Genomic DNA, 19,767 nt, shown 5'->3' with positions numbered 1-19,767 from the left:
GCGGACGGGTAAGGATGAGCGTGGGCTGTCGCATGGCGGGACGCTCTCTGGATTGTTTGCCGGGCCCCGGAGTGATACCTCCACGTCAAACGTCATACAACTCAATCCGGTAGAACCTGATGACAGAGCGCACAGTGTTGGGCATCGAAAGCAGCTGCGACGATACGGCGGCGGCGGTCGTGCGCGGGTCCGCCGGTGCGGCTGCGGTGATGTCCTCCGTGGTGCAAAACCAGACCGCGCTGCACGCGGATTTCGGCGGTGTGGTGCCCGAAATCGCGGCGCGCGCCCACGCCGAGCGTCTGGACGATTGCGTTGCACGCGCATTGGAGGAGGCACAGCTGACCCTCGCCGAAATCGACGCCATCGCCGTGACCGCCGGCCCGGGCCTGATCGGCGGCGTGGTGTCGGGCGTCATGTGCGCCAAGGGGATTGCCATGGCGCGGGGCCTGCCGCTCTACGGGGTGAACCATCTGGCGGGGCACGCGCTGACACCACGGCTGACGGATGCGGTGCCGTTTCCCTACCTGATGCTGCTGGTGTCAGGTGGGCATTGCCAGTTCCTGATCGTCTCGGGCCCGCAGGAGTTCCGTCGGATCGGCGGGACAATCGACGACGCCCCCGGAGAGGCCTTCGACAAGGTTGCGCGGTTGCTGAGCCTGCCCCAGCCCGGTGGCCCTGCGATCGAAAGCCGCGCGCGCGACGGGGATGCGGAGCGGTTCGCCCTGCCCCGCCCGCTTCTTGACCGTGCCGGTTGCGATATGTCCTTCTCGGGTCTGAAAACCGCAGTGCTGCGCCAGCGCGACAAGCTGATGCAGGCCAATGCGCTGAAGGCCGTCGATCAGGCGGATCTTTCTGCTGGATTTCAGGCCGCCGTGGTCGATGTGCTGGTGGAAAAGGCGCGTCGCGCCATGGCCGAATATGCACCTCTTACCGAAATACGCAGCATCTGCATCGCCGGCGGTGTTGCCGCGAACAAGGCCATTCGCAGCGGGTTAGAGACTGTTGCCGCTGAATTCGGTGCCACGCTTGTCGCACCGCCCCTGGCCCTGTGTACCGATAACGCCGCGATGATCGCCTATGCGGCATTGGAACAGATGCCGCACCGCGCACCGGATGGGCTGACGCTGGCCGCGCGCCCGCGATGGCCATTGGACGCCACCGCACCGGCGATGCTGGGCAGCGGCAAGAAGGGAGCGAAGGCATGAATGTTGCGATCCTCGGGGCCGGGGCCTTCGGCACGGCGCTTGCCATCGCGTTGGGCCGGAACAGCGCCGTCACCCTATGGGCACGCGATGTGGGCGATATGCAGGACAGCCGCGAGAACACGCGCCGCCTGCCCTGTCACAAGCTGCCCGCGAATGTAATAGTAACCGACGATCTGGCGCGCGCCTGCACTGCCGAAATACTGCTGTTGTGTCTGCCGATGCAAAAACTGCGGGGCTTCCTGGAGGAGGCGCAGGATCAGTTGACCGGCAAAACCTTGGTCGCCTGCTGCAAGGGGATCGAGATCTCGACCGGGGCCGGACCGGTCGAGGTTATCCGGAGCGTCCTGCCACAGGCCAGCGCGGCAATCCTGACCGGACCCAGCTTTGCCGCCGATATCGCCAAGGGGCTGCCCACGGCCCTGACTCTCGCCGTCGCCAAGGATGGCGCGGAATTGCAAAAGCGCCTGACCACGACGACACTCAGGCTTTACCGGACAACGGACACGGCCGGTGCCGAACTGGGTGGCGCGCTGAAGAATGTCGTCGCGATTGCCTGCGGCGCGGCGATGGGCGCGGGTCTGGGTGAAAGCGCGCGCGCGGCCCTGATGACCCGTGGCTTTGCGGAAATGCAGCGTCTGGCCGCCCAGCGCGGAGCGGACCCCGATACGCTGGCCGGCCTGTCGGGCTTCGGTGACCTGACGCTTACCTGCACATCCGAACAGTCGCGCAACTATCGCCTCGGCCTCAGTCTGGGGCGCGGCGAAAGCTTTGACGCTTCGACCACGGTCGAGGGCGCCGCGACCGCCCGCGCCGTGCACAGGCTGGCCCGCGAGGCGGGTCTGGACCTGCCGATCACCAGCGCCGTTGCCGGACTGCTCGATAACGTCTTAGATGTACGCGAAGCGATGGATGCGCTTCTGAACCGACCGCTCAAGGAGGAATGAGATGCTGGTATGCCTGATGGCCCGTGACAAGCAGGGTGCGCTGGACGTTCGCAAGGAAAACCGCGCTGCCCATGTGGAATATCTGAAAAGCACCGACCACGTGCATCTGGCCGGTCCCCTGATCGACGCGGATGGCGAAATGTGCGGTTCGATGATCGTTCTGGATGTGCCGGATATGAAGGCCGCAGAAAGCTGGGCAGCGCAGGATCCCTACGCAAAGGCCGGCCTTTTCGAGAGCGTCAGCCTGACGGAATGGAAAAAGGTGATCGGCTGATGGCCTACTGGCTTTTCAAATCAGAACCCTCCGTCTGGGGCTGGGACGATCAGGTCGCACGCGGTGAACAAGGCGAGGAATGGGATGGCGTGCGAAACTATCAGGCACGCAATTTCATGCGCGAGATGAAGACGGGCGATCGCGGTTTTTTCTACCATTCGCAGAAAGAACGGGCGGTTGTCGGCATTGTAGAGGTCTGCGCCGAGGCACATCCCGACAGCACCACCGAAGACGAACGTTGGGAATGCGTGGACATCAAGGCGGTGCGCCCGTTCAAGCAGGCCGTCACGCTGGACGACATCAAGGCGGACGGGCGGCTGGACGAAATGGTTCTGGTCAAGAACAGCCGCCTGTCGGTCCAGCCGGTGACAGAAGAGGAATGGCGCATCGTCTGTGAGTTGGGGCAGACAGATCCCTAGATACAGATCGGCGGTTTTCCGAAGACCAACGAAAAAAGGGTTCCGGCACCCCAGCCAGAACCCTTTCTCACCCCGTGCGCTCCCATAACCCCGCACACGTATGACAAAATTCGCTCTGGCCATCCTGACCGTTTGGATTGGATAGTCCAAGGGCAGGATTTTTTCAAGAAATCAGTATGTTGTCTTTTCTTCAAAATGAATGCACCCGCCCCTGCGGGCGGGCGCATCCGGTCGTCGCGGCAGATCAGTTGTAAACCGATTCCTTGCCGAAATGTTTTGTCAGCATGTAGTAGACGACGGCGCGATATTTGTTGCGCTCGGAGCGGCCATAGGTTTCGATCACCTTCTGGATGCCGCCCATCAGGCTTTCGTCGTCGGGCAGGCCGAGCTTCTTCATCAGGAAGTTTTCCTTGACGGTATTCAGCTCTGCGGTGTCGCTGCCCGCAACGGTCTGGGCGTCGGCGTTATAAATGGATGGACCACATCCGATGGTGACCTTTGTCAGCAGGTCCATGTCCGGCTCCATGCCGCATTTGTTACGCAGATCGTCGGCGTATTTCTGAATCCACTCGTCGCGTTTGCCCATATTTCCAATCTCCCGGCTGTGGCAACCGGCGTTTTGCCGGTCTTCGACGGGAAGACTAAGCATAAAATTTCGACGGAAAAAGGAATTTTTCCTGCGGTTTTCCCCGCATTGGCTGGCCCCCAAACGCAACCGCCGCCCGAGAAGCCCGGGCGGCGCTGCGCATTCACGGTTTTCGGATGTACTGAAGACCGGTCAGTAGCGGTAGTGTTCCGGCTTGAACGGCCCTTCGGGGGAAACCCCGATATAGGCGGCCTGCTCGGGGTCGAGCTTGGACAGCTTCACACCGATCCGGTCGAGATGCAGGCGCGCAACCTTCTCGTCGAGATGCTTGGGCAGGATATAGACGTCGTTCTCGTACTGGCCGCCGTTCTTCCACAGCTCGATCTGCGCCAGCACCTGGTTGGTGAAGGACGCGGACATCACGAAGGACGGGTGGCCCGTGGCGTTGCCGAGGTTCAGCAGACGGCCCTCGGACAGCAGGATGATACGGTTGCCCGAAGGCATCTCGATCATGTCCACCTGTTCCTTGATGTTTGTCCACTTGTGGTTTCTCAGGCTGGCCACCTGAATTTCGTTATCGAAGTGACCGATGTTGCCGACGATGGCCATATCCTTCATCTCGCGCATGTGCTCGATGCGGATCACGTCCTTGTTGCCGGTGGTGGTGATGAAGATATCCGCCGAGGAGACGACATCTTCCAGCAGCACCACCTCAAAGCCGTCCATGGCGGCCTGAAGGGCGCAGATCGGGTCGACCTCGGTCACCTTCACGCGGGCACCGGCGCCGCGCAGGGACGCGGCAGAGCCCTTGCCCACATCGCCATAGCCCATGACCACGGCAACCTTGCCCGCCATCATCGTGTCGGTCGCGCGGCGGATGCCGTCCACCAGCGATTCCTTGCAGCCGTACTTGTTGTCAAACTTCGACTTGGTGACGCTGTCGTTCACGTTGATCGCAGGGAAAGGCAGGCCGCCATTCTTTTTCAGATCGTAGAGACGGTGAACACCGGTTGTCGTTTCTTCCGACACGCCCTTGATCTGGTCTTTCATCTTGGTGAACCAGCCGGGGGAGGCTTCCATCCGCTTCTTGATCTGCTTCTGGATGACTTCCTCTTCCTCGGATGTCGCAACGCCGAATTCCTCACCGCCCTCGATCCGCGCACCGAGCAGGATGTAGAGCGTCGCGTCACCACCATCGTCGAGGATCAGGTTGGGGCCGTCTTCGAACATGAAGGATTTGTCGAGGTAATCCCAATGCTCTTCCAGTGTCTGGCCCTTGATCGCGAACACAGGCGTTCCGCCAGCGGCAATGGCCGCAGCGGCGTGGTCTTGTGTCGAGAAGATGTTGCACGATGCCCAGCGCACGTCCGCGCCCAGCGCGACAAGCGTTTCGATCAGCACGGCTGTCTGGATGGTCATATGCAGCGATCCGACGATGCGCGCACCTGCGAGCGGCTTGCTTTCGCCGTACTCTTCGCGCAGCGCCATCAGCCCGGGCATTTCCGTTTCCGCGATATCAAGCTCTTTGCGACCATATTCGGCGAGATTGATATCTTTCACGATGTAGTCGTTGGCCATCGGTGGCACTCCTTCATGAACTGTTGAAGGGCGCATACCACCGAGACTTGTCCTGCGCAATAAATGGCGCAGAGGCTGATTGTCTCAGCCTTTGTCGCGGGCTTCCAGAGCGGCAAGCATTTCGCTGGCGTCACGGCCGGGCGACCAGTTTTCACCCGTCGCTTCAACGCAGGCGGCACCATCGGCCATCGTGCGGACAAGCGTCCATGTACCTGAGGCGTCAGATACCCAAAGACGGGTGTTGTCGGGCGACGGACCAGCGACGGGTTCTTCACCGTACCAGTCGATCAAAGAGGATTGCATTTCCGCAGCGCTCATGCAGACCTCTTGGGCGGCGGCAGCGGAACCGATAGCGGAAGCTGTAGCGATCATGGCGAAAAGGGTTTTCATCTCTATCTCCTTGTTGCAGGAAAAACCCGATTAATAACAAAATGTTCCGATAATAATTTTTGGAACCAATCGCGTTTTCGCGAAACGGGAGCCGACGATGGCACAACAACCCCGCGCCTGGCAGCGCATGTTATCCGGTCGCAGGCTGGACCTTCTGGACCCGACACCGGTGGATATCGAAATAGACGATATCGCCCACGGTCTCGCCTTCGTGGCGCGGTGGAACGGTCAGACGCGCGGCGATTTCGCCTACACGGTGGCCGAACACTCATTGCTTGTTGAGACGATTTTCGGCCGGATCGCACCGTCAGCGCCGGTCAAATGGCGCCTTGCGGCACTCTTGCATGACGCGCCCGAATACGTGATCGGCGACATGATCTCGCCCGTGAAGGCGGCAATTGGGCCGGATTACGGGAAACTCGACGAACGGCTGGAAGCCGCGATCCACATCCGCTTCGGCCTGCCCGCGAAAGTGCCCGCATCCGTCAAGAAGCAGATCAAGCGCGCGGACCGGATCAGCGCGTGGATGGAAGCGGTCGAGATTGCCGGATTTTCAGAAGCCGAAGCGACAAGGTTCTTCGGAAAACCCGATGAGGCGCTGAAGGAAGGCCTGCGCATCATGCTGCGCCCGCCTGTCGAGGTGCGGCGCGATTTCACCGCCAGGCACGCGCAACTGCTGGAACAGATGCCGTGATCAACGTGCGCCGTGCAATGGGTCTGGATACCGGATCCATGGCCCTGCTGCTGAACCAGATCATCGAAGCCGGCGGCACGACGGCTCTTGTGCGGCCCGTCACCGGCGAAGATCTGGCAGAATGGATGGCTGTGGATCCCGACAGGTCCGCGTGGCATGTGGCGCTCGACGCGCAGGAACGTGTGGTCGGCTTCCAATGGATCGAACCCAGCGATCAACTGCCCCCCGACGCCGCCGAAATCGCCACTTTCGTACAACAGGGGCAGACCGGCCTCGGGATCGGGTCGGCCCTGTTTGCCGCCACGGCCAAAGCGGCAAAGTCACTGGGATACAGCTGGATCAGGGCCAATATCCGCGCCGACAATGACGGTGGACTGACCTATTACCAAAGTCGCGGTTTTCGCGACTACGGAACGATCGAGGGTTACACGCTGGCCGACGGCACAGCCGTCGACAAACGTCTCAAGCGCTACGACGTCTAGCGCGGGCTGCGTTTTGCGAGGATCCGCTGCAGCGTCCGGCGGTGCATGTTCAGCCTGCGGGCAGTCTCAGACACGTTCCGGTCGCACAGCTCAAACACCCGCTGGATATGTTCCCAGCGTACGCGGTCCGCGCTCATCGGGTTTTCGGGCGGCGGCGGAAGGTCGTCGCCATTGGCCAGAAGCGCGTTCGTGATATCCGTCGCATCCGCCGGCTTGGACAGATAGTCCGTCGCGCCGATTTTCACCGCGGCAACCGCCGTGGCGATTGCGCCGTAGCCGGTCAGCACCACAACACGGGCATCGGGCCGCTTCTCGCGCAGGATTTCCACGATATCGAGGCCGTTTCCGTCCTCAAGCCGCAGATCGCAAACCGCGTAGGCGGGTGGGCGCGCTGTGGCGATCGCACTGCCTGCCGCCACTGAATCGGCTGTTTCAACTTCGAATCCGCGCTTTTCCATCGCCTTGGCGAGGCGGCGCAGAAAGGGTTCATCATCGTCGACCAGCAAAAGCGACTTGTCTGGCCCGATCTCACTCACTTGGTCCGGTTGCATAATCTGTTACGCCTCGTGGCAAAGAAGTCTGTTTCATTGACCTGCAATATGGATCGGCCTCGCGCCCGGTCAAATCCGGTCAACGTAGCACGACAGCTTTTCGGCAAGTTGCGCAGGCGTCAGGTCGCGGCGGAAGAAATCGACGAACCCGTGTTCCGGCGTCACAAGATAGCTGAATGTCGAATGATCGACGAGGTACTCACCATCCACCGGCGGATGCGCCTTGTAATAGGTGCGGTACGCCTTGGACGCAGCCGCGACCTGCGCGTCGCTACCTGTCAGCCCGATCATACGCGGATGCATCGCATCGGCAAAATCGCCGACTACCTCGGTCGTATCGCGCGCCGGGTCCACTGTGATGAAAACCGGCGTGACGGTCTGTCCGTTCTCTTCCAGTATCTCGATCGCCTCGGCATTCCGGCTGACGTCCAGCGGGCAGACATCCGGGCAGAAGGTATAGCCGAAATAGATCAGTGACGGACCGGTGATCACATCTTCGTCAGTGACGGTCTGCCCGTCGCCATTGACCAGCTCGAACGGGCCGCCCAGCGCGCCACCGGCAACCTGACCGGCGCGGCATTGGGCAAAGTCGTCGTCCCCTGAACTGCGGCTGATGAATGTCAGAACCGCGAGACCGGCGACAAGAAGGGCGGCGGCGGAAATGGCGATAATTCGGAGCATGATGTCCTCCTTGCGAATGGGTGCGGCCATCGGGTGTAGTGATTTGCGCCAGACCTACGCTAGGTCGGGAAATATACAAGTCACTTTCACTCAAGGCGCCGACATGACGCAGCCCACCATCAGACCCATGAGCACGCGCACCCGTGCCAACTGGATTCGCTTGCGCACGATGATCTACCTGCGCTGGATTGCCATCGCGGGACAATTGATTGCGGTGACGGTCACGCCGGTGCTCTTCGGCATCGAACTTGAACTCGGGTGGTGCTTGTTCGCCATCGGCGCGTCCGTGATCGGCAATCTCTTTGCCGGTTTCGTATTTCCCGAAAACAAGCGGCTGAGCGAGAGAGAGAACATGGCGATGGTCATCTTCGATCTCGCCCAGCTGAGTTTTCTTCTGCTGCTGACAGGCGGGCTGAACAACCCGTTCGCCCTTTTGTTGCTTGGGCCGGTCACCATATCCGCGACCGCGCTGAGCCTTCGGACGACCATCGTGATCTGCCTGATGGCGATTTTCAGTGTGACGCTGATGGCCGTGGTGCATCTGCCTTTGCGGACGCAGACAGGAGACATCCTTGCGATCCCGCAGCTTTTTATCTTCGGTCATTGGATTGCACTCGTGATCGCGGTGATCTTCACCTCGGCCTACGCGCGGCGGGTCACGTCGGAAATCCACCTGATGTCGGATGCGCTTGCCGCGACGCAGATGGCGCTCGCACGCGAGCAGAAGCTGACGGACCTTGGGGGCGTCATCGCGGCGGCGGCGCATGAGCTGGGGACACCTCTGGCCACGATCAAGCTGGTCAGCGCCGAACTGGTGGACGAGTTGCGCGATATGCCCGAGCTGCGCGAGGATGCCGAATTGATCCGCGAACAGTCCGACAGATGCCGCGACATCCTTCATAACATGGGGCGCGCGGGGAAAGACGACCTGCACATGCGGCAGGCCCCTTTGGTGACCGTCGTCGAGAGCGCTGCGGAACCGCATATGGACCGTGGGAAAACGGTCCTGATCCAGCTGAACCCCGAAGATGGTCCACCGACCGCGCAACCTGCGATCCTGCGCATGCCCGAAATCATTCACGGGCTGCGCAATCTTGTCCAGAACGCTGTCGATTTTGCCACCAGCACTGTCTGGATCGAAGTGCGCTGGACCGACGAAAACATCACCGTTCGCATCCTCGACGATGGCGAAGGTTTCCCGCAGCAGGTTCTGGGGCGCATCGGGGATCCGTTCATGTCCAGACGCAAGCGCGGCAGTGACGCGCGATCGCGCCCCGGCTACGAAGGTATGGGGCTGGGCCTTTTCATCGCCAAGACGCTGCTGGAACGTTCCGGGGCGCAGCTGCGGTTCGCCAACGGCGCCGATGAGGCCGGATACAAGACCCGCCGCGTCGGTGCGGTGGTCGAGGTGCGCTGGCCCCGCGCGAAGATCGACGCCCGGGATGGCGAAAGCGCCATAGCGGTCGGCCAGAATGTCGCAATGAGTTGAACTTCTCGCGAAACCCACCGGTGGTTAAAGAAATATTAACGATCCGGCAGGCACTCTGATCCAAGGTCCATCCCGACCGAAGGGTCAGAGAAGTGTTTTATTATGTGATAGGGTTTCTCGCCGGGCTCCCGATCCTTTTGCTCGTCGCGATCTGGGCAACCGGCTCGGGCGAGCGCAGGGGGGTGGACCCTGCCGAACCCGCGCGGGTCTTCCTGTTTCGCAACGGCATACTGGAGCATGCGACTCCCTCGGCGCTGGCGGCTTATCCCCTGCTGATCGGATCAAACGGATGGGACGACCTGCGCACCCTGCTCGAAAAGGAATTCGAAGGCCTGCCCCATGACATCACGCGGCAGGTCCATGCCGCGACACTGGAATCGCGGAACGGCGGACCGGCCCTGCGGATCGAGATCATGGGCAAGGTTGCGCGCGTGACGGTGCCCGACGGCCCGCTGACGGATCAGCCTGACGACCACGGTCCGGCACAATCCACGGATGATGCCGGTAAACTCAGCGATGCGCTGCCTGTCCCCGCGTGGCGCACCGACAGGACGGGGCGCATTGTCTGGTCGAATGCCGCGTTCGATGCCTTGCGCGCGCGGATGCGCCTGCCGCCCGACCAGCACGATGGCGTCTTCGTCCGTCAAGATGCCGAAACGATGTCGCGTATCGCCATTGATGTGCACGGGGACGAGAGCCCCGAATGGTACAACATCGAAACCCGCGACGCGGGGGACGATGGCCAGTATCATTTCGCCATCAGCCAGACCGATCTGGTCAGCGCTGAAAATACCCGCCGCAGCTTTGTCCAGACGCTGGCCAAGACGTTTGCCAATCTGCAGATCGGGCTGGCGATATTCAATTCCGACCGGCGGCTGGTGCTGTTCAATCCCGCATTGTCAGAGCTTTCCGGCCTCGACATCGCGTTTCTGGGGCCGAAGCCCGACCTCGACTCGTTCTTCGATGCCATGCGGGAACGCCGCCGCATGCCGGAGCCCAAAAACTATCGCGACTGGCGCCGCCGCATCAACGATCTTGTCACCGCCGCAGAGGGCGACGCCTTTACCGAGACATGGTCGCTGGAGAACGGGCAGACGCTGAGAGTGAAAGGACAGCCCCACCCGGAAGGCGCCCTCGCCTTCCTGATCGAGGATATCAGCGCCGAGGTGTCGCTGACCCGCAACTTCCGCGCCGAACTGGAACTGGGTCAAAGCATGCTCGACACCTTCGAAGACGCCCTGGCGGTGTTTTCACAGCAGGGCGTTCTGACCTTTTCAAATCGGGCCTATGATACCCTGTGGGGCTTTTCCGCCGAAAGCAGCTTTGCGGATGTGACAATCACCGATGCGCTGCAGCTTTGGCGGGCGTGTTGCGATGCCGGTCCGGACTGGCGCAGCGTCGAGACTTCGGTGCTCACCTTCGGCGACCGTGAAGCGCTGTCCTTTCCCGTCAGGCCGAAAAACGGGGATACGATGGTCTGTGGCGTCGTTCCGATCACGGCGGGCGCCACGTTGATCCGCTTTCGCGCAACTGCGGAGGCCGACCGTTCGTTACAGCCGGCGCAATAGCAGCTTTTCCCTGCCCGAGTGCGGCGTTAGTTTGCCGCCATGAACACCCTGACCCGAAATCTTGCCTCTCCGGAAGAGACCGCCCGATGCGCCGCGGCGCTGGGCCAGAGGTTGCGCAGCGGCGATACAATCCTGCTTTCGGGCGATGTCGGCGCAGGCAAGACGCATTTTGCGCGCTCCCTCATCCAGAGCGTGCTGGGCGTCGCAGAAGACGTACCATCGCCCACCTTCACACTGGTCCAGACCTACGAGGCCGAAGATTGCGACATCTGGCACGCGGACCTCTACCGCCTGTCCGATCCGTCCGAGATCGAGGAGTTGGGCCTGATCGACGCCTTCGATACCGCGATCTGCCTTGTGGAATGGCCGGACAGGCTGGCCGGCCTGCGCCCCGCCGATGCACTGGACATCACCCTGTCTCCGTCCGATGGTGACGATGCCCGTATATTGACCGCCCGGTGGACCGATCCGCGGTGGGAGGCCCCTTTGACACGTTGGATTCCATGACGACCCATACAGAAGCGACCGCGCTTTTCATCCGAAACGCCGGATGGCAGGACGCCCACCGGACACTCGTTGCGGGGGACGCATCGAACAGGCGCTACGAGCGTCTGACAGCCGCGAACGGCGATACCGTGATCCTGATGGACGCACCTGCCGACAAGGGCGAGGATGTGCGCCCCTTCATCCGGATCGCGGAATTTCTGCTGTCGCTCGGCCTCAGCGCGCCACGCATTTACGCCCGCGATACCGGCGCTGGTTTCCTGTTGATCGAGGATCTCGGCGATGACCTGTTCAAGACCGTGATCGCCCGCACCCCCGAGATCGAGCCGACCCTCTACGCGGCGACGGTCGATGTGCTGGGCGTTTTGCATGCCGCGCCTGCGCCGCCCGTAAAAACATACGATAGCGTATTGATGACCGAATATGCGGCACTCAGCTACCACTGGTATCTTTACGCGCTGACGGGCGAGCGTGAGACCAAGGCGCAGTCGACGTTCGAGGATCTTTTTGCCGACCTGCTGCGCCCGCTCGACGCGGCACCACGGGTTCTGATCCAGCGGGACTACCACGCGGAAAACCTGCTGTGGCTGCCCGACCGCGACGGCGTTGCGCGTGTCGGTCTGCTTGATTTTCAGGACGCGATGCTGGGACATCGTGCCTACGATCTGATGTCGGTGCTTCAGGACGCGCGGCGCGATGTCCCCCGCGAGATCGAGGCGGCGATGATCGACCGCTATCTTGCGCAAAATCCGAGTGCTGCCGAAGGGTTTCGCGCGGCCTATGCGATCCTCGGGGTGCAGCGTAACCTGCGCATCGTCGGTGCGTTCGCACGGCTTTGCCTCGCGATGGGCAAACCGCGCTACATCGACCTTCTGCCGCGGGTGTGGGAGTTCGTAGAACGCAACCTCGCCCATCCCGCCCTGGCGCCGGTTGCCGACCACATCCGCACCACCCTGCCCGCCCCGACGCCCGAGCGGATGGATCACATCAGGGCACAGGCCCGCACATGACCCTGCCAGTCCTGCTTTTTGCCGCCGGTTTTGGGACGCGCATGAAACCGCTGACCAATGACCGCCCGAAGCCGCTGGTCGAGGTGGACGGCAAACCGCTGATCGACCATGCGCTTGCGCTGGCACAGGATGTATCGCCGCCGCTGATTGCCGCGAACCTTCACTACAAGGCGCGGATGCTTGACGCGCATCTGGCGCCGCTTGGCGTGCAGACGATAACCGAAACACCGGATATTCTGGATACCGGCGGCGGTCTGCGCAATGCGCTGCCGGTGCTGGGGCCCGGTCCGGTCATCACCATGAACACGGACGCGATCTGGTCCGGACCAAATCCGGTCAAGCTGCTGCTCGCAGCGTGGGATCCGACGCGGATGGATGCGCTGATGTCCTGCATTCCGGTATCGCGTGCGCTGGAGCACGACGGCAACGGTGATTTCAGCATCGACGACACGGGCAGGCTCAGCTGTGGGCCGGGGCTGGTCTATGGCGGCGTCCAGATCATCAAGACCGAAGGGTTGGCGCATTTCCGCGAACCCGCGTTTTCGCTCAACCTGCTCTGGCGGCGGATGGAGGCCGAAGGCCGGCTCTTCGGGCTGGATTATCCGGGACGCTGGTGCGACGTCGGTCACCCGGGCGGGATCAAAACAGCGGAAAGGCTGATCCATGGCGATGTTTGAGGCGCAGGACGGTCCACGCGTTTTCGGCCTCCCGCTGGGTGTGGATTTTCCGCGCGCGCTGATCGATGGGCTTCTGAAGCGTCAGGGCGACGACCCGCCGGAGGCGCTGGGCCGCATCGACCTGATCGTGAATACCGAACGCATGGCCCGCAGGCTGCGCGGCATTTTCGAGGAAGGCCCTGCGCGCATCCTGCCGCGGATCCGCACGATCACGGATCTGGGGACGCTTGCGCCACAAGTGGTCGTGCCGCCCGGCACCTCGCCACTGCGTCGGCGGCTGGAGCTGATCGGACTGATTTCCGGCCTTCTCGAACAGGCCCCCGATCTTGCCTCGCGAACATCGCTGTATGATCTGGCCGACAGTCTGGCCAAGCTGATCGACGAGATGCAAAGCGAAGGCGTGCCGCCCGACGCGATCACCGATCTGGACGTGTCGGACCAGTCCGGCCATTGGGACCGTGCAAAGCGGTTTCTCGGGATCGTCCAGAACTATCTGGCCTTGACCGAAGCGGCCCCCGATAGCGAAGCGCGCCAGCGCGCGCGGGTCGAGGGGATCATCGCGCTCTGGGCCGAAAACCCGCCCGCGCACCCGGTGATCGTCGCGGGATCGACCGGATCGCGCGGGACCACCATGCGGTTGATGCAGGCGGTGGCACGGCTGCCGCAAGGGGCGCTGGTTCTGCCCGGTTTCGACTTCGATCTGCCCGCTGCGGTCTGGGCCGCGCTCGACGATCCGATGATGTCCGAAGACCACCCGCAGTACCGTTTTCACAAGCTGATGCAAGAAGCGGGAAGCACGGCAAATGCTGTCGCGCGCTGGGACAACATCGCGCCGGCGTCGGCGGCGCGCAACCGGCTTGTGTCCCTGTCCCTGCGCCCTGCCCCCGTCACCGATGCATGGCGCATTGAAGGGCCAAGGCTGGAAAACCTTGCCGAAGCGACACAGGATATGACGCTGGTTCTTGCCGACAGCCCGAGGGCCGAGGCGCTGGCCATCGCGCTGCGGCTGAGGCAGGCGGCCGAGGACGGCATCACAGCCGCCTTGATCACGCCCGACCGGATGCTCAGCCGGCGGGTCACGGCGGCGCTGGGCCGCTGGGATCTGCTGCCTGACGACAGCGCGGGCACACCGCTGCACCTGTCACCGCCGGGCCGGTTCCTGCGTCATGTCGCGGCGCTGATGTCGCGCAGGCTGGATGCCGAAGGTCTACTGACGCTTCTGAAACATCCGCTGACCCACAGTGTCGAGGGGCGCAATCTGCACCAGCTTCGTACCCAGAAGCTGGAACTGCGCATCCGCCGCAAGGGGCTGCCCTATCCCGAACCCCATTCCCTGAGCGCGCTGGCCGCAGATGCGTCTGGCGAGGACACGGGCATGTCCGAATGGGCCACGTGGATCGGAAACGCGATGCTGGATCGCCTCGATCCGGCGGAAAGACCGCTTTCGGAATGGGTGGAGATGCATCTGGACATCGCAGAAGCGATCGCCGGAGGCCCGGACCACGAGGCAGACCACGGCCTGTGGCAGAAGAAAGCGGGCGTCGAGGCACGCCGCGTCATGGCAGAGCTTCAGTCCGAGGCGGCCCATGGCACCGCTTTCGCCGCAGCGGATTACGCGGATCTGGTTGGTGCGCTCTTGTCCGCGGGTGAAGTGCGCGACCGCGACGCACCGCACCCCGATATCATGATCTGGGGCACGCTGGAGGCGCGCGTGCAGGGCGCGGATCTGGTCATTCTCGGCGGCCTCAACGACGGGACGTGGCCCGAAGCCCCGCCACCCGATCCGTGGCTGAACCGCAAGATGCGCAATGATGCGGGCCTTTTGTTGCCGGAACGCCGCGTGGGCCTGTCGGCGCATGACTACCAGCAGGCAGTCAGCGCGCCGCAGGTCTGGATCACCCGGTCCATTCGGTCGGATGACGCGGAAACCGTTCCGTCGCGCTGGATCAACCGGCTGAGCAATCTGCTGAACGGCCTGCCGGATCAGGGTGGACGCGCCGCATGGCAGGCGATGGTCCAGCGCGGCGATTACTGGCTGGATCAGGCCCGCGCGCTTGAGGCCGTGGCGCGCGTGCCTTCGGCCCCGCGTCCGTCACCGCGCCCGCCGGTGGCGGCGCGCCCCCGCAAACTGTCGGTGACCGAAATCAAGACGCTGATCCGCGATCCCTACGCCATCTATGCCAAACACACGCTTGGGCTGCGTCCGCTGAACCCGCTGGTGCAATCGCCCGACGCTCTTTTGCGCGGCACGACGCTGCACCGCGTGCTCGAACGCTTTATCAAGACGGTGACGGACACCCCCGACGCCCTGACACGGGCGGAATTCCTGCGCACCGCCAGCGAAGTTCTTGCCGAAGACGTGCCATGGCCCACGGCGCGCGCGCTCTGGCTGGCCAAGATGGTGCGCGTGGCCGACTGGTTTCTTGAGCGCGAAGCCGAAAGGCTTTTGCGCGCCAGACCGGTCGCCTTCGAAGATGACGCCCGCGGAACGCTGTCGCTGCCGGAACTGGGCTACACCCTGACCGGTGTCGCAGACAGGATCGATCAGGCGGATGACCACAGCTTCCGGATCTACGATTACAAGACCGGAAAGCCGCCGACCAAGAAGCAGCAGAGCATGTTCGACAAGCAGCTTCTGATCGAGGCGGCGATGATCGAGGAAGGCGCGTTCAAGGGCATCGGTGCAGGTCCGGTATCGCAGGCGGTCTTTATCGGCATGGGTACGAAACCGGAGGAAGTCGCGGCACCGCTGGAGGAGGAACCCCCGGCGGCGGTTCTGGAGAGCCTGCGCAAGTTGCTGGCAACCTATCTCGACCCCGAGCAGGGATTCACCGCGCGCCGGATGACGGAAACGGACAGCTTTCCGGGCAACTACGACCAGCTGGCCCGCTTCGGAGAATGGGACGCGACCGATACCGCCACACCGGAGGATCTGACATGACCGGTGTGCCGGACTGGAACGAGGCCACGCGCGCGCAGGTCACCGCGGCGCGTCCCGATACCTCTACATGGCTCAGCGCGAATGCCGGATCGGGCAAGACCCGCGTGCTGACCGACCGTGTTGCGCGATTGCTTCTCGACGGGGTCGAGCCGCAGCGCATCCTGTGCCTGACCTATACCAAGGCCGCGGCAAGCGAGATGCAGAACCGTCTGTTCAAGCGCCTTGGCGAATGGGCCATGATGGATGATGCCGCCCTGCAAGCCGCCCTGAAAGACCTTGGCGTCCTCCAGACGATTACCGGCGATGACCTGCGCCGCGCCCGAACCCTTTTCGCCCAGGCCATCGAGACTCCCGGCGGCCTGAAGATCCAGACCATCCATTCGTTCTGTGCCGCTCTTTTGCGCCGCTTCCCGCTGGAGGCGGGTGTCAGCCCCCAGTTCAAGGAGATCGAGGACCGCGCGGCAGAGCTGTTGCGGGCGGACATCGTGGACACCCTGGCCGACGGCCCGCAGGCACCGCTGATCGCCGATCTGGCGCAGCACTACACCGGCGAGAATTTTGCCGACCTCACCAAAAGCATCGTTGGCAAACGGGACTGGTTTGCGGGCGATGCGGTCCCCGACCTTCACGCCCTGCTCGACCTTCCGGCGGATTTCGATCCCGCAACGCTCGTGCGCGAGGTCATGGACGAAGCGGTGGCGCGCTGGATGCCGGACGCGATCGCGATCCTGAAGGTGCAGGCCGGCAAAACGATGCCGCTGCTCGCCGCGCGTCTTGAAGAGATCGATTTCAGCGACCCGGACGAGGGCGAGCTGGCGAAACTGACGCGCGCCCTGCTCAACGCCGACGGGTCAATGCCCAAAAGCCTGGTGACCAAACCAGCATCCAAAGAACTCGGCCCGCTGCTGACCCCGCTCGAAGACCTGTGCCAGCGCACCTTCGATGCGCGCGAGCAGATGCTGAAATACCGCAACGTCCTGCGCTCGACCGCGCTGCACCGTTTTGCCCGGGTTTTCATTGCGGAATACGAGGCGCAGAAGCTCAGCCGCGGGTGGCTGGATTTCGACGATCTGATCCTGCGCGCCCGCGCCCTGCTGACCGATCCCAAAGTCGCGGCATGGGTGCTGTACCGCATCGACGGTGGCATCGACCATATCCTTGTGGACGAGGCACAGGACACATCGCCCGTACAGTGGGAAGTCATCGAAAGGCTGGCCGATGAATTCACCTCCGGCGAAGGTGCCCGCGACCAAGGCGACAGGACACTTTTCGTCGTGGGCGACAAAAAGCAGTCGATCTATTCATTCCAGGGCGCAGATCCCCGTGAATTCGACCTGAAAAGATCTGAATTCCAGACCAGTCTTACTGCGGCGAACCTGCCGTTCCAGAACCTCAGCCTCGACTATTCGTTCCGGTCATCCCCGGCGATCCTGCGGGCAGTCGACGGCACGTTCAACACCGAACCCGAGCCCCGGATGGACGAAAACATGGTCCACCTCGCGTTCAAGGACGCCCTGCCCGGCCGCGTGGATCTGTGGCCCAATATCGAGAACGAAAAGACCGAGGACCCCGAAGAGCATTGGTCAGACCCGGTTGACCGCAAAAGCAATACAGACCGGACCGTTATCCTCGCCAAGAAGATCGCCGATCAGATCAGGCATCTGATCGAGGAGGAAAACTATATCCCCGATGACGGGCCAGATCGTACCGTGATCCGGCGTCGCATCCGCGCGGGCGATTTCCTGATTCTCGTGCGGGGCCGCAAGACGGGGCTGTTTGAACAGATCATCCGCGCCTGCAAGGCCGCCGATCTGCCGATCGCGGGAGCGGACCGGTTGAAGGTCGGCGCTGAACTGGCCGTGCGCGACATCGGTGCGTTGCTGTCGTTTCTGGCCACCCCCGACGACAGCCTGTCCCTTGCGACCGCGCTGCGGTCGCCCCTGCTGGGCTGGAGCGAACAGGATCTTTTCACGCTGGCGCAGGGACGTGAAAAACCACAGCTCTGGCAGGTTCTGCGGGATCGCGAGGACCGGTATCCCGATACATTGGATATCCTGCGGGACATGCGCAGTCAGGTCGATTTCCTGCGGCCATACGATCTGATCGAGCGGCTGCTGGTGCGACACGACGGGCGCCGCCGCCTGCTGGCGCGGCTGGGGGCCGAAGCCGAAGACGGGATCGACGCACTGCTGTCCCAGGCACTTGCCTACGAGCAGTCCGAAGTGCCCAGCCTGACCGGATTTCTGGAATGGATGCAGGCCGATGACATCGAGATCAAGCGCCAGATCGATAGCGCCTCGAACCAGATCCGCGTGATGACGGTCCACGGGTCAAAGGGACTGGAAGCGCCGATCGTGATCCTGCCTGACACCGCTGGGTGGAAAAACGAATTGCGCGGCGACATCATAGACGCCGACGGCACCGCCATCTGGAAACCCGGCGCGAACGAGCTTCCCCAGGTACTGACGGCGCATATCGACAAGGCCAAGGCGTTGCAGGCAGAAGAACGGCTGCGTCTGCTCTATGTTGCGATGACCCGTGCCGAAAAATGGCTGATCGTGGCGGCGGCAGGCAATTTCATAAAAACGTCGCCCTCCTGGTACGAGATCATCGAGGACGCGCTGACGCATCTCGGTGCAGTCGACTTCAGCGATCCTGTGGTTTCGGGCAAGCGGCATCAGGAACCCGGCTGGGACGATCTGCCGATCCATGCCGCTCCGGTCGTCACCCGCGACACGCCCCCGCTGGATCCGGTGTTTTCCAGATCCCCGCCTGAGGCCGTCCAGCGCATCGAAAGCCTGTCACCCTCGGATATGGGCGGGGCAAAGGCCCTGCCGGGCGATGCGGGCCGCGACGAGGACGAGGCCAAGGCCTACGGTGGCTACGTGCATCTGCTGCTTGAGCATCTGCCGCTTCTGCCCGCCGCGCAACATGGCAGCACCGCCGACGCGCTTTTGCCCACAGTGCCCGCAGCCCTGCGCACCGAGGCTCTGGCGGAAGCGGGCAGAGTGCTTGCCAATCCGGACCTCGCAGCACTTTTCGCCCCCGACACGCTGGCAGAGGTCGCGATCACCGCGCCGCTGGGCGACAGGCCGATCTACGGGGTGATCGACCGGTTGATCGTCGCGCGCGATCATGTGCTTGCCGTCGACTTCAAAACCAACCGCACCGTGCCAAAAACCCCTGAAGACACCCCAGAAGCGTTGCTGAGGCAGATGGGGGCCTATGCCCATGCGCTGTCAGCGATCTATCCCGACCGCGGCATCCGGACCGCGATCCTCTGGACACAGGATGCTGCGTTGATGGAACTGCCCCGCGATCTTCTCACACTTGCGCTAGATCGCTGGGCCCGCCTTGACGATGGCACGCCCCGTTCATAGGTTCACTGCAACCCTGAACCCTTGGAGAGTATTATGGCCACCGTTGCAGTAACAGACGACACGTTCGACGCCGAAGTAAAGAACTCAGACATCCCCGTTGTGGTGGATTTCTGGGCGGAATGGTGCGGCCCGTGCAAGCAGATCGGCCCGTCGCTGGAAGAGCTTTCCGCCGAAATGGACGGTAAAGTGAAGATCGTCAAAGTGAACGTGGACGAGAACCCGAATTCGCCCGCCCAGATGGGCGTCCGCGGCATTCCCGCATTGTTCATCTTCAAGAACGGCGAAGTCGTATCGAACATGGCAGGCGCACGGCCCAAGGCAGCCCTGCAAAGCTGGATCGAAGACTCGATCTAAGCACTGTTGATTGTGTTCTGACGAAAAGGCGTCCCGTCGC

General features: G+C 62.7%; 19 protein-coding genes. 14 read left to right on the top strand and 5 right to left on the bottom strand.

The features are described from left to right. Positions 1 to 119: 119 nt before the first annotated feature. The 4 genes from tsaD to ABMC89_RS11880 are packed head-to-tail and all read left to right on the top strand — an operon-like array spanning position 120 to position 2,842. Complete coding sequence (gene tsaD / locus ABMC89_RS11895) at positions 120 to 1,205, top strand: tRNA (adenosine(37)-N6)-threonylcarbamoyltransferase complex transferase subunit TsaD (protein WP_349568142.1); 1,086 nt, start codon at positions 120 to 122, stop codon at positions 1,203 to 1,205. After that, positions 1,202 to 2,149 (top strand): NAD(P)H-dependent glycerol-3-phosphate dehydrogenase, encoded by a 948-nt coding sequence (locus ABMC89_RS11890; RefSeq protein WP_349568141.1) that lies wholly within the window; start codon positions 1,202 to 1,204, stop codon positions 2,147 to 2,149. The genes tsaD and ABMC89_RS11890 overlap by 4 nt, the downstream gene beginning before the upstream one ends. Before the next feature lies 1 nt (position 2,150). Beyond that, positions 2,151 to 2,423: a YciI family protein gene (locus ABMC89_RS11885; protein ID WP_349568140.1), complete on the top strand. Its 273-nt coding sequence runs from the start codon at positions 2,151 to 2,153 to the stop codon at positions 2,421 to 2,423. Next, positions 2,423 to 2,842: an EVE domain-containing protein gene (locus ABMC89_RS11880; protein WP_349568139.1), complete on the top strand. Its 420-nt coding sequence runs from the start codon at positions 2,423 to 2,425 to the stop codon at positions 2,840 to 2,842. Before ABMC89_RS11885 ends, ABMC89_RS11880 begins: the two co-directional genes overlap by 1 nt. A 244-nt stretch (positions 2,843 to 3,086) precedes the next feature. Here the strand turns inward: ABMC89_RS11880 and ABMC89_RS11875 are convergent, their stop codons facing one another. The 3 genes from ABMC89_RS11875 to ABMC89_RS11865 all read right to left on the bottom strand — a co-directional run bounded on the left by ABMC89_RS11875 (position 3,087) and on the right by ABMC89_RS11865 (position 5,396). Then, complete coding sequence (locus ABMC89_RS11875) at positions 3,087 to 3,428, bottom strand: DUF2853 family protein (RefSeq protein ID WP_349568138.1); 342 nt, start codon at positions 3,426 to 3,428, stop codon at positions 3,087 to 3,089. Between the two features lie 192 nt (positions 3,429 to 3,620). After that, entirely contained in the window at positions 3,621 to 5,006 is a 1,386-nt protein-coding gene (gene ahcY, locus ABMC89_RS11870) for an adenosylhomocysteinase (RefSeq protein WP_349568137.1), read from the bottom strand. A gap of 84 nt (positions 5,007 to 5,090) precedes the next feature. Further along, a complete protein-coding gene (locus ABMC89_RS11865) occupies positions 5,091 to 5,396 on the bottom strand; it encodes an S-adenosyl-L-homocysteine hydrolase (protein WP_349568136.1) in 306 nt (101 codons plus the stop codon). Positions 5,397 to 5,493: 97 nt separating this feature from the next. On the opposite strand from ABMC89_RS11865, the gene ABMC89_RS11860 reads away from it, so the two are divergent. Together ABMC89_RS11860 and ABMC89_RS11855 are read left to right on the top strand one after the other, a co-directional pair. Beyond that, positions 5,494 to 6,090, top strand: a complete 597-nt coding sequence (locus ABMC89_RS11860) for an HD domain-containing protein (RefSeq protein WP_349568135.1) — start codon at positions 5,494 to 5,496, stop codon at positions 6,088 to 6,090. Then, entirely contained in the window at positions 6,087 to 6,572 is a 486-nt protein-coding gene (locus tag ABMC89_RS11855) for a GNAT family N-acetyltransferase (RefSeq protein WP_349568134.1), read from the top strand. Before ABMC89_RS11860 ends, ABMC89_RS11855 begins: the two co-directional genes overlap by 4 nt. Here the strand turns inward: ABMC89_RS11855 and ABMC89_RS11850 are convergent. Together ABMC89_RS11850 and ABMC89_RS11845 are read right to left on the bottom strand one after the other, a co-directional pair. Further along, positions 6,569 to 7,123: an ActR/PrrA/RegA family redox response regulator transcription factor gene (locus ABMC89_RS11850; RefSeq protein ID WP_349568133.1), complete on the bottom strand. Its 555-nt coding sequence runs from the start codon at positions 7,121 to 7,123 to the stop codon at positions 6,569 to 6,571. The genes ABMC89_RS11855 and ABMC89_RS11850 overlap by 4 nt on opposite strands. 69 nt (positions 7,124 to 7,192) lie before the next feature. Beyond that, positions 7,193 to 7,804, bottom strand: coding sequence for an SCO family protein (locus tag ABMC89_RS11845; protein WP_349568132.1), 612 nt, complete (start codon positions 7,802 to 7,804; stop codon positions 7,193 to 7,195). Positions 7,805 to 7,907: 103 nt separating this feature from the next. On the opposite strand from ABMC89_RS11845, the gene regB reads away from it, so the two are divergent. From regB to trxA, 8 genes are all read left to right on the top strand, one after another. Next, a complete protein-coding gene (gene regB, locus ABMC89_RS11840) occupies positions 7,908 to 9,293 on the top strand; it encodes a sensor histidine kinase RegB (RefSeq protein WP_349568131.1) in 1,386 nt (461 codons plus the stop codon). A gap of 92 nt (positions 9,294 to 9,385) precedes the next feature. Next, positions 9,386 to 10,861, top strand: coding sequence for a PAS-domain containing protein (locus tag ABMC89_RS11835; protein WP_349568130.1), 1,476 nt, complete (start codon positions 9,386 to 9,388; stop codon positions 10,859 to 10,861). A 39-nt stretch (positions 10,862 to 10,900) separates the two neighbouring features. Then, positions 10,901 to 11,368: a tRNA (adenosine(37)-N6)-threonylcarbamoyltransferase complex ATPase subunit type 1 TsaE gene (gene tsaE / locus ABMC89_RS11830; RefSeq protein ID WP_349568129.1), complete on the top strand. Its 468-nt coding sequence runs from the start codon at positions 10,901 to 10,903 to the stop codon at positions 11,366 to 11,368. Next, entirely contained in the window at positions 11,365 to 12,375 is a 1,011-nt protein-coding gene (locus ABMC89_RS11825; protein ID WP_349568128.1) for an aminoglycoside phosphotransferase family protein, read from the top strand. Before tsaE ends, ABMC89_RS11825 begins: the two co-directional genes overlap by 4 nt. Further along, a complete protein-coding gene (locus tag ABMC89_RS11820; protein WP_349568127.1) occupies positions 12,372 to 13,052 on the top strand; it encodes a nucleotidyltransferase family protein in 681 nt (226 codons plus the stop codon). The genes ABMC89_RS11825 and ABMC89_RS11820 overlap by 4 nt, the downstream gene beginning before the upstream one ends. Then, complete coding sequence (gene addB, locus ABMC89_RS11815; RefSeq protein WP_349568620.1) at positions 13,045 to 15,993, top strand: double-strand break repair protein AddB; 2,949 nt, start codon at positions 13,045 to 13,047, stop codon at positions 15,991 to 15,993. The genes ABMC89_RS11820 and addB overlap by 8 nt, the downstream gene beginning before the upstream one ends. Next, positions 15,990 to 19,373, top strand: a complete 3,384-nt coding sequence (gene addA, locus ABMC89_RS11810; protein WP_349568126.1) for a double-strand break repair helicase AddA — start codon at positions 15,990 to 15,992, stop codon at positions 19,371 to 19,373. The genes addB and addA overlap by 4 nt, the downstream gene beginning before the upstream one ends. A 33-nt stretch (positions 19,374 to 19,406) precedes the next feature. Further along, complete coding sequence (gene trxA / locus ABMC89_RS11805; RefSeq protein ID WP_500812331.1) at positions 19,407 to 19,727, top strand: thioredoxin; 321 nt, start codon at positions 19,407 to 19,409, stop codon at positions 19,725 to 19,727. Positions 19,728 to 19,767 lie beyond the last annotated feature (40 nt).

This window comes from Sulfitobacter sp. HNIBRBA3233 (assembly GCF_040149665.1).
Taxonomy (GTDB): domain Bacteria; phylum Pseudomonadota; class Alphaproteobacteria; order Rhodobacterales; family Rhodobacteraceae; genus Sulfitobacter; species Sulfitobacter marinivivus.
Note: the sequence above shows the minus strand (reverse complement) of the source record. Positions and strands in the feature narration are given on the sequence as shown.

What these genes read in the sequence shown, in the direction of transcription:
- addA (WP_349568126.1), top strand. Translation starts at nt 15,990, where the DNA reads ATGACCGGTGTGCCGGACTGGAACGAGGCCACGCGCGCGCAGGTCACC.
- addB (WP_349568620.1), top strand. Translation starts at nt 13,045, where the DNA reads ATGTTTGAGGCGCAGGACGGTCCACGCGTTTTCGGCCTCCCGCTGGGT.
- ABMC89_RS11885 (WP_349568140.1), top strand. Translation starts at nt 2,151, where the DNA reads ATGCTGGTATGCCTGATGGCCCGTGACAAGCAGGGTGCGCTGGACGTT.
- tsaE (WP_349568129.1), top strand. Translation starts at nt 10,901, where the DNA reads ATGAACACCCTGACCCGAAATCTTGCCTCTCCGGAAGAGACCGCCCGA.
- ABMC89_RS11880 (WP_349568139.1), top strand. Translation starts at nt 2,423, where the DNA reads ATGGCCTACTGGCTTTTCAAATCAGAACCCTCCGTCTGGGGCTGGGAC.
- ABMC89_RS11890 (WP_349568141.1), top strand. Translation starts at nt 1,202, where the DNA reads ATGAATGTTGCGATCCTCGGGGCCGGGGCCTTCGGCACGGCGCTTGCC.
- ABMC89_RS11825 (WP_349568128.1), top strand. Translation starts at nt 11,365, where the DNA reads ATGACGACCCATACAGAAGCGACCGCGCTTTTCATCCGAAACGCCGGA.
- ABMC89_RS11865 (WP_349568136.1), bottom strand. Translation starts at nt 5,396, where the DNA reads ATGAAAACCCTTTTCGCCATGATCGCTACAGCTTCCGCTATCGGTTCC.
- tsaD (WP_349568142.1), top strand. Translation starts at nt 120, where the DNA reads ATGACAGAGCGCACAGTGTTGGGCATCGAAAGCAGCTGCGACGATACG.
- regB (WP_349568131.1), top strand. Translation starts at nt 7,908, where the DNA reads ATGACGCAGCCCACCATCAGACCCATGAGCACGCGCACCCGTGCCAAC.
- ABMC89_RS11860 (WP_349568135.1), top strand. Translation starts at nt 5,494, where the DNA reads ATGGCACAACAACCCCGCGCCTGGCAGCGCATGTTATCCGGTCGCAGG.
- ABMC89_RS11875 (WP_349568138.1), bottom strand. Translation starts at nt 3,428, where the DNA reads ATGGGCAAACGCGACGAGTGGATTCAGAAATACGCCGACGATCTGCGT.
- ABMC89_RS11850 (WP_349568133.1), bottom strand. Translation starts at nt 7,123, where the DNA reads ATGCAACCGGACCAAGTGAGTGAGATCGGGCCAGACAAGTCGCTTTTG.
- ABMC89_RS11820 (WP_349568127.1), top strand. Translation starts at nt 12,372, where the DNA reads ATGACCCTGCCAGTCCTGCTTTTTGCCGCCGGTTTTGGGACGCGCATG.
- ABMC89_RS11845 (WP_349568132.1), bottom strand. Translation starts at nt 7,804, where the DNA reads ATGCTCCGAATTATCGCCATTTCCGCCGCCGCCCTTCTTGTCGCCGGT.
- ahcY (WP_349568137.1), bottom strand. Translation starts at nt 5,006, where the DNA reads ATGGCCAACGACTACATCGTGAAAGATATCAATCTCGCCGAATATGGT.
- trxA (WP_500812331.1), top strand. Translation starts at nt 19,407, where the DNA reads ATGGCCACCGTTGCAGTAACAGACGACACGTTCGACGCCGAAGTAAAG.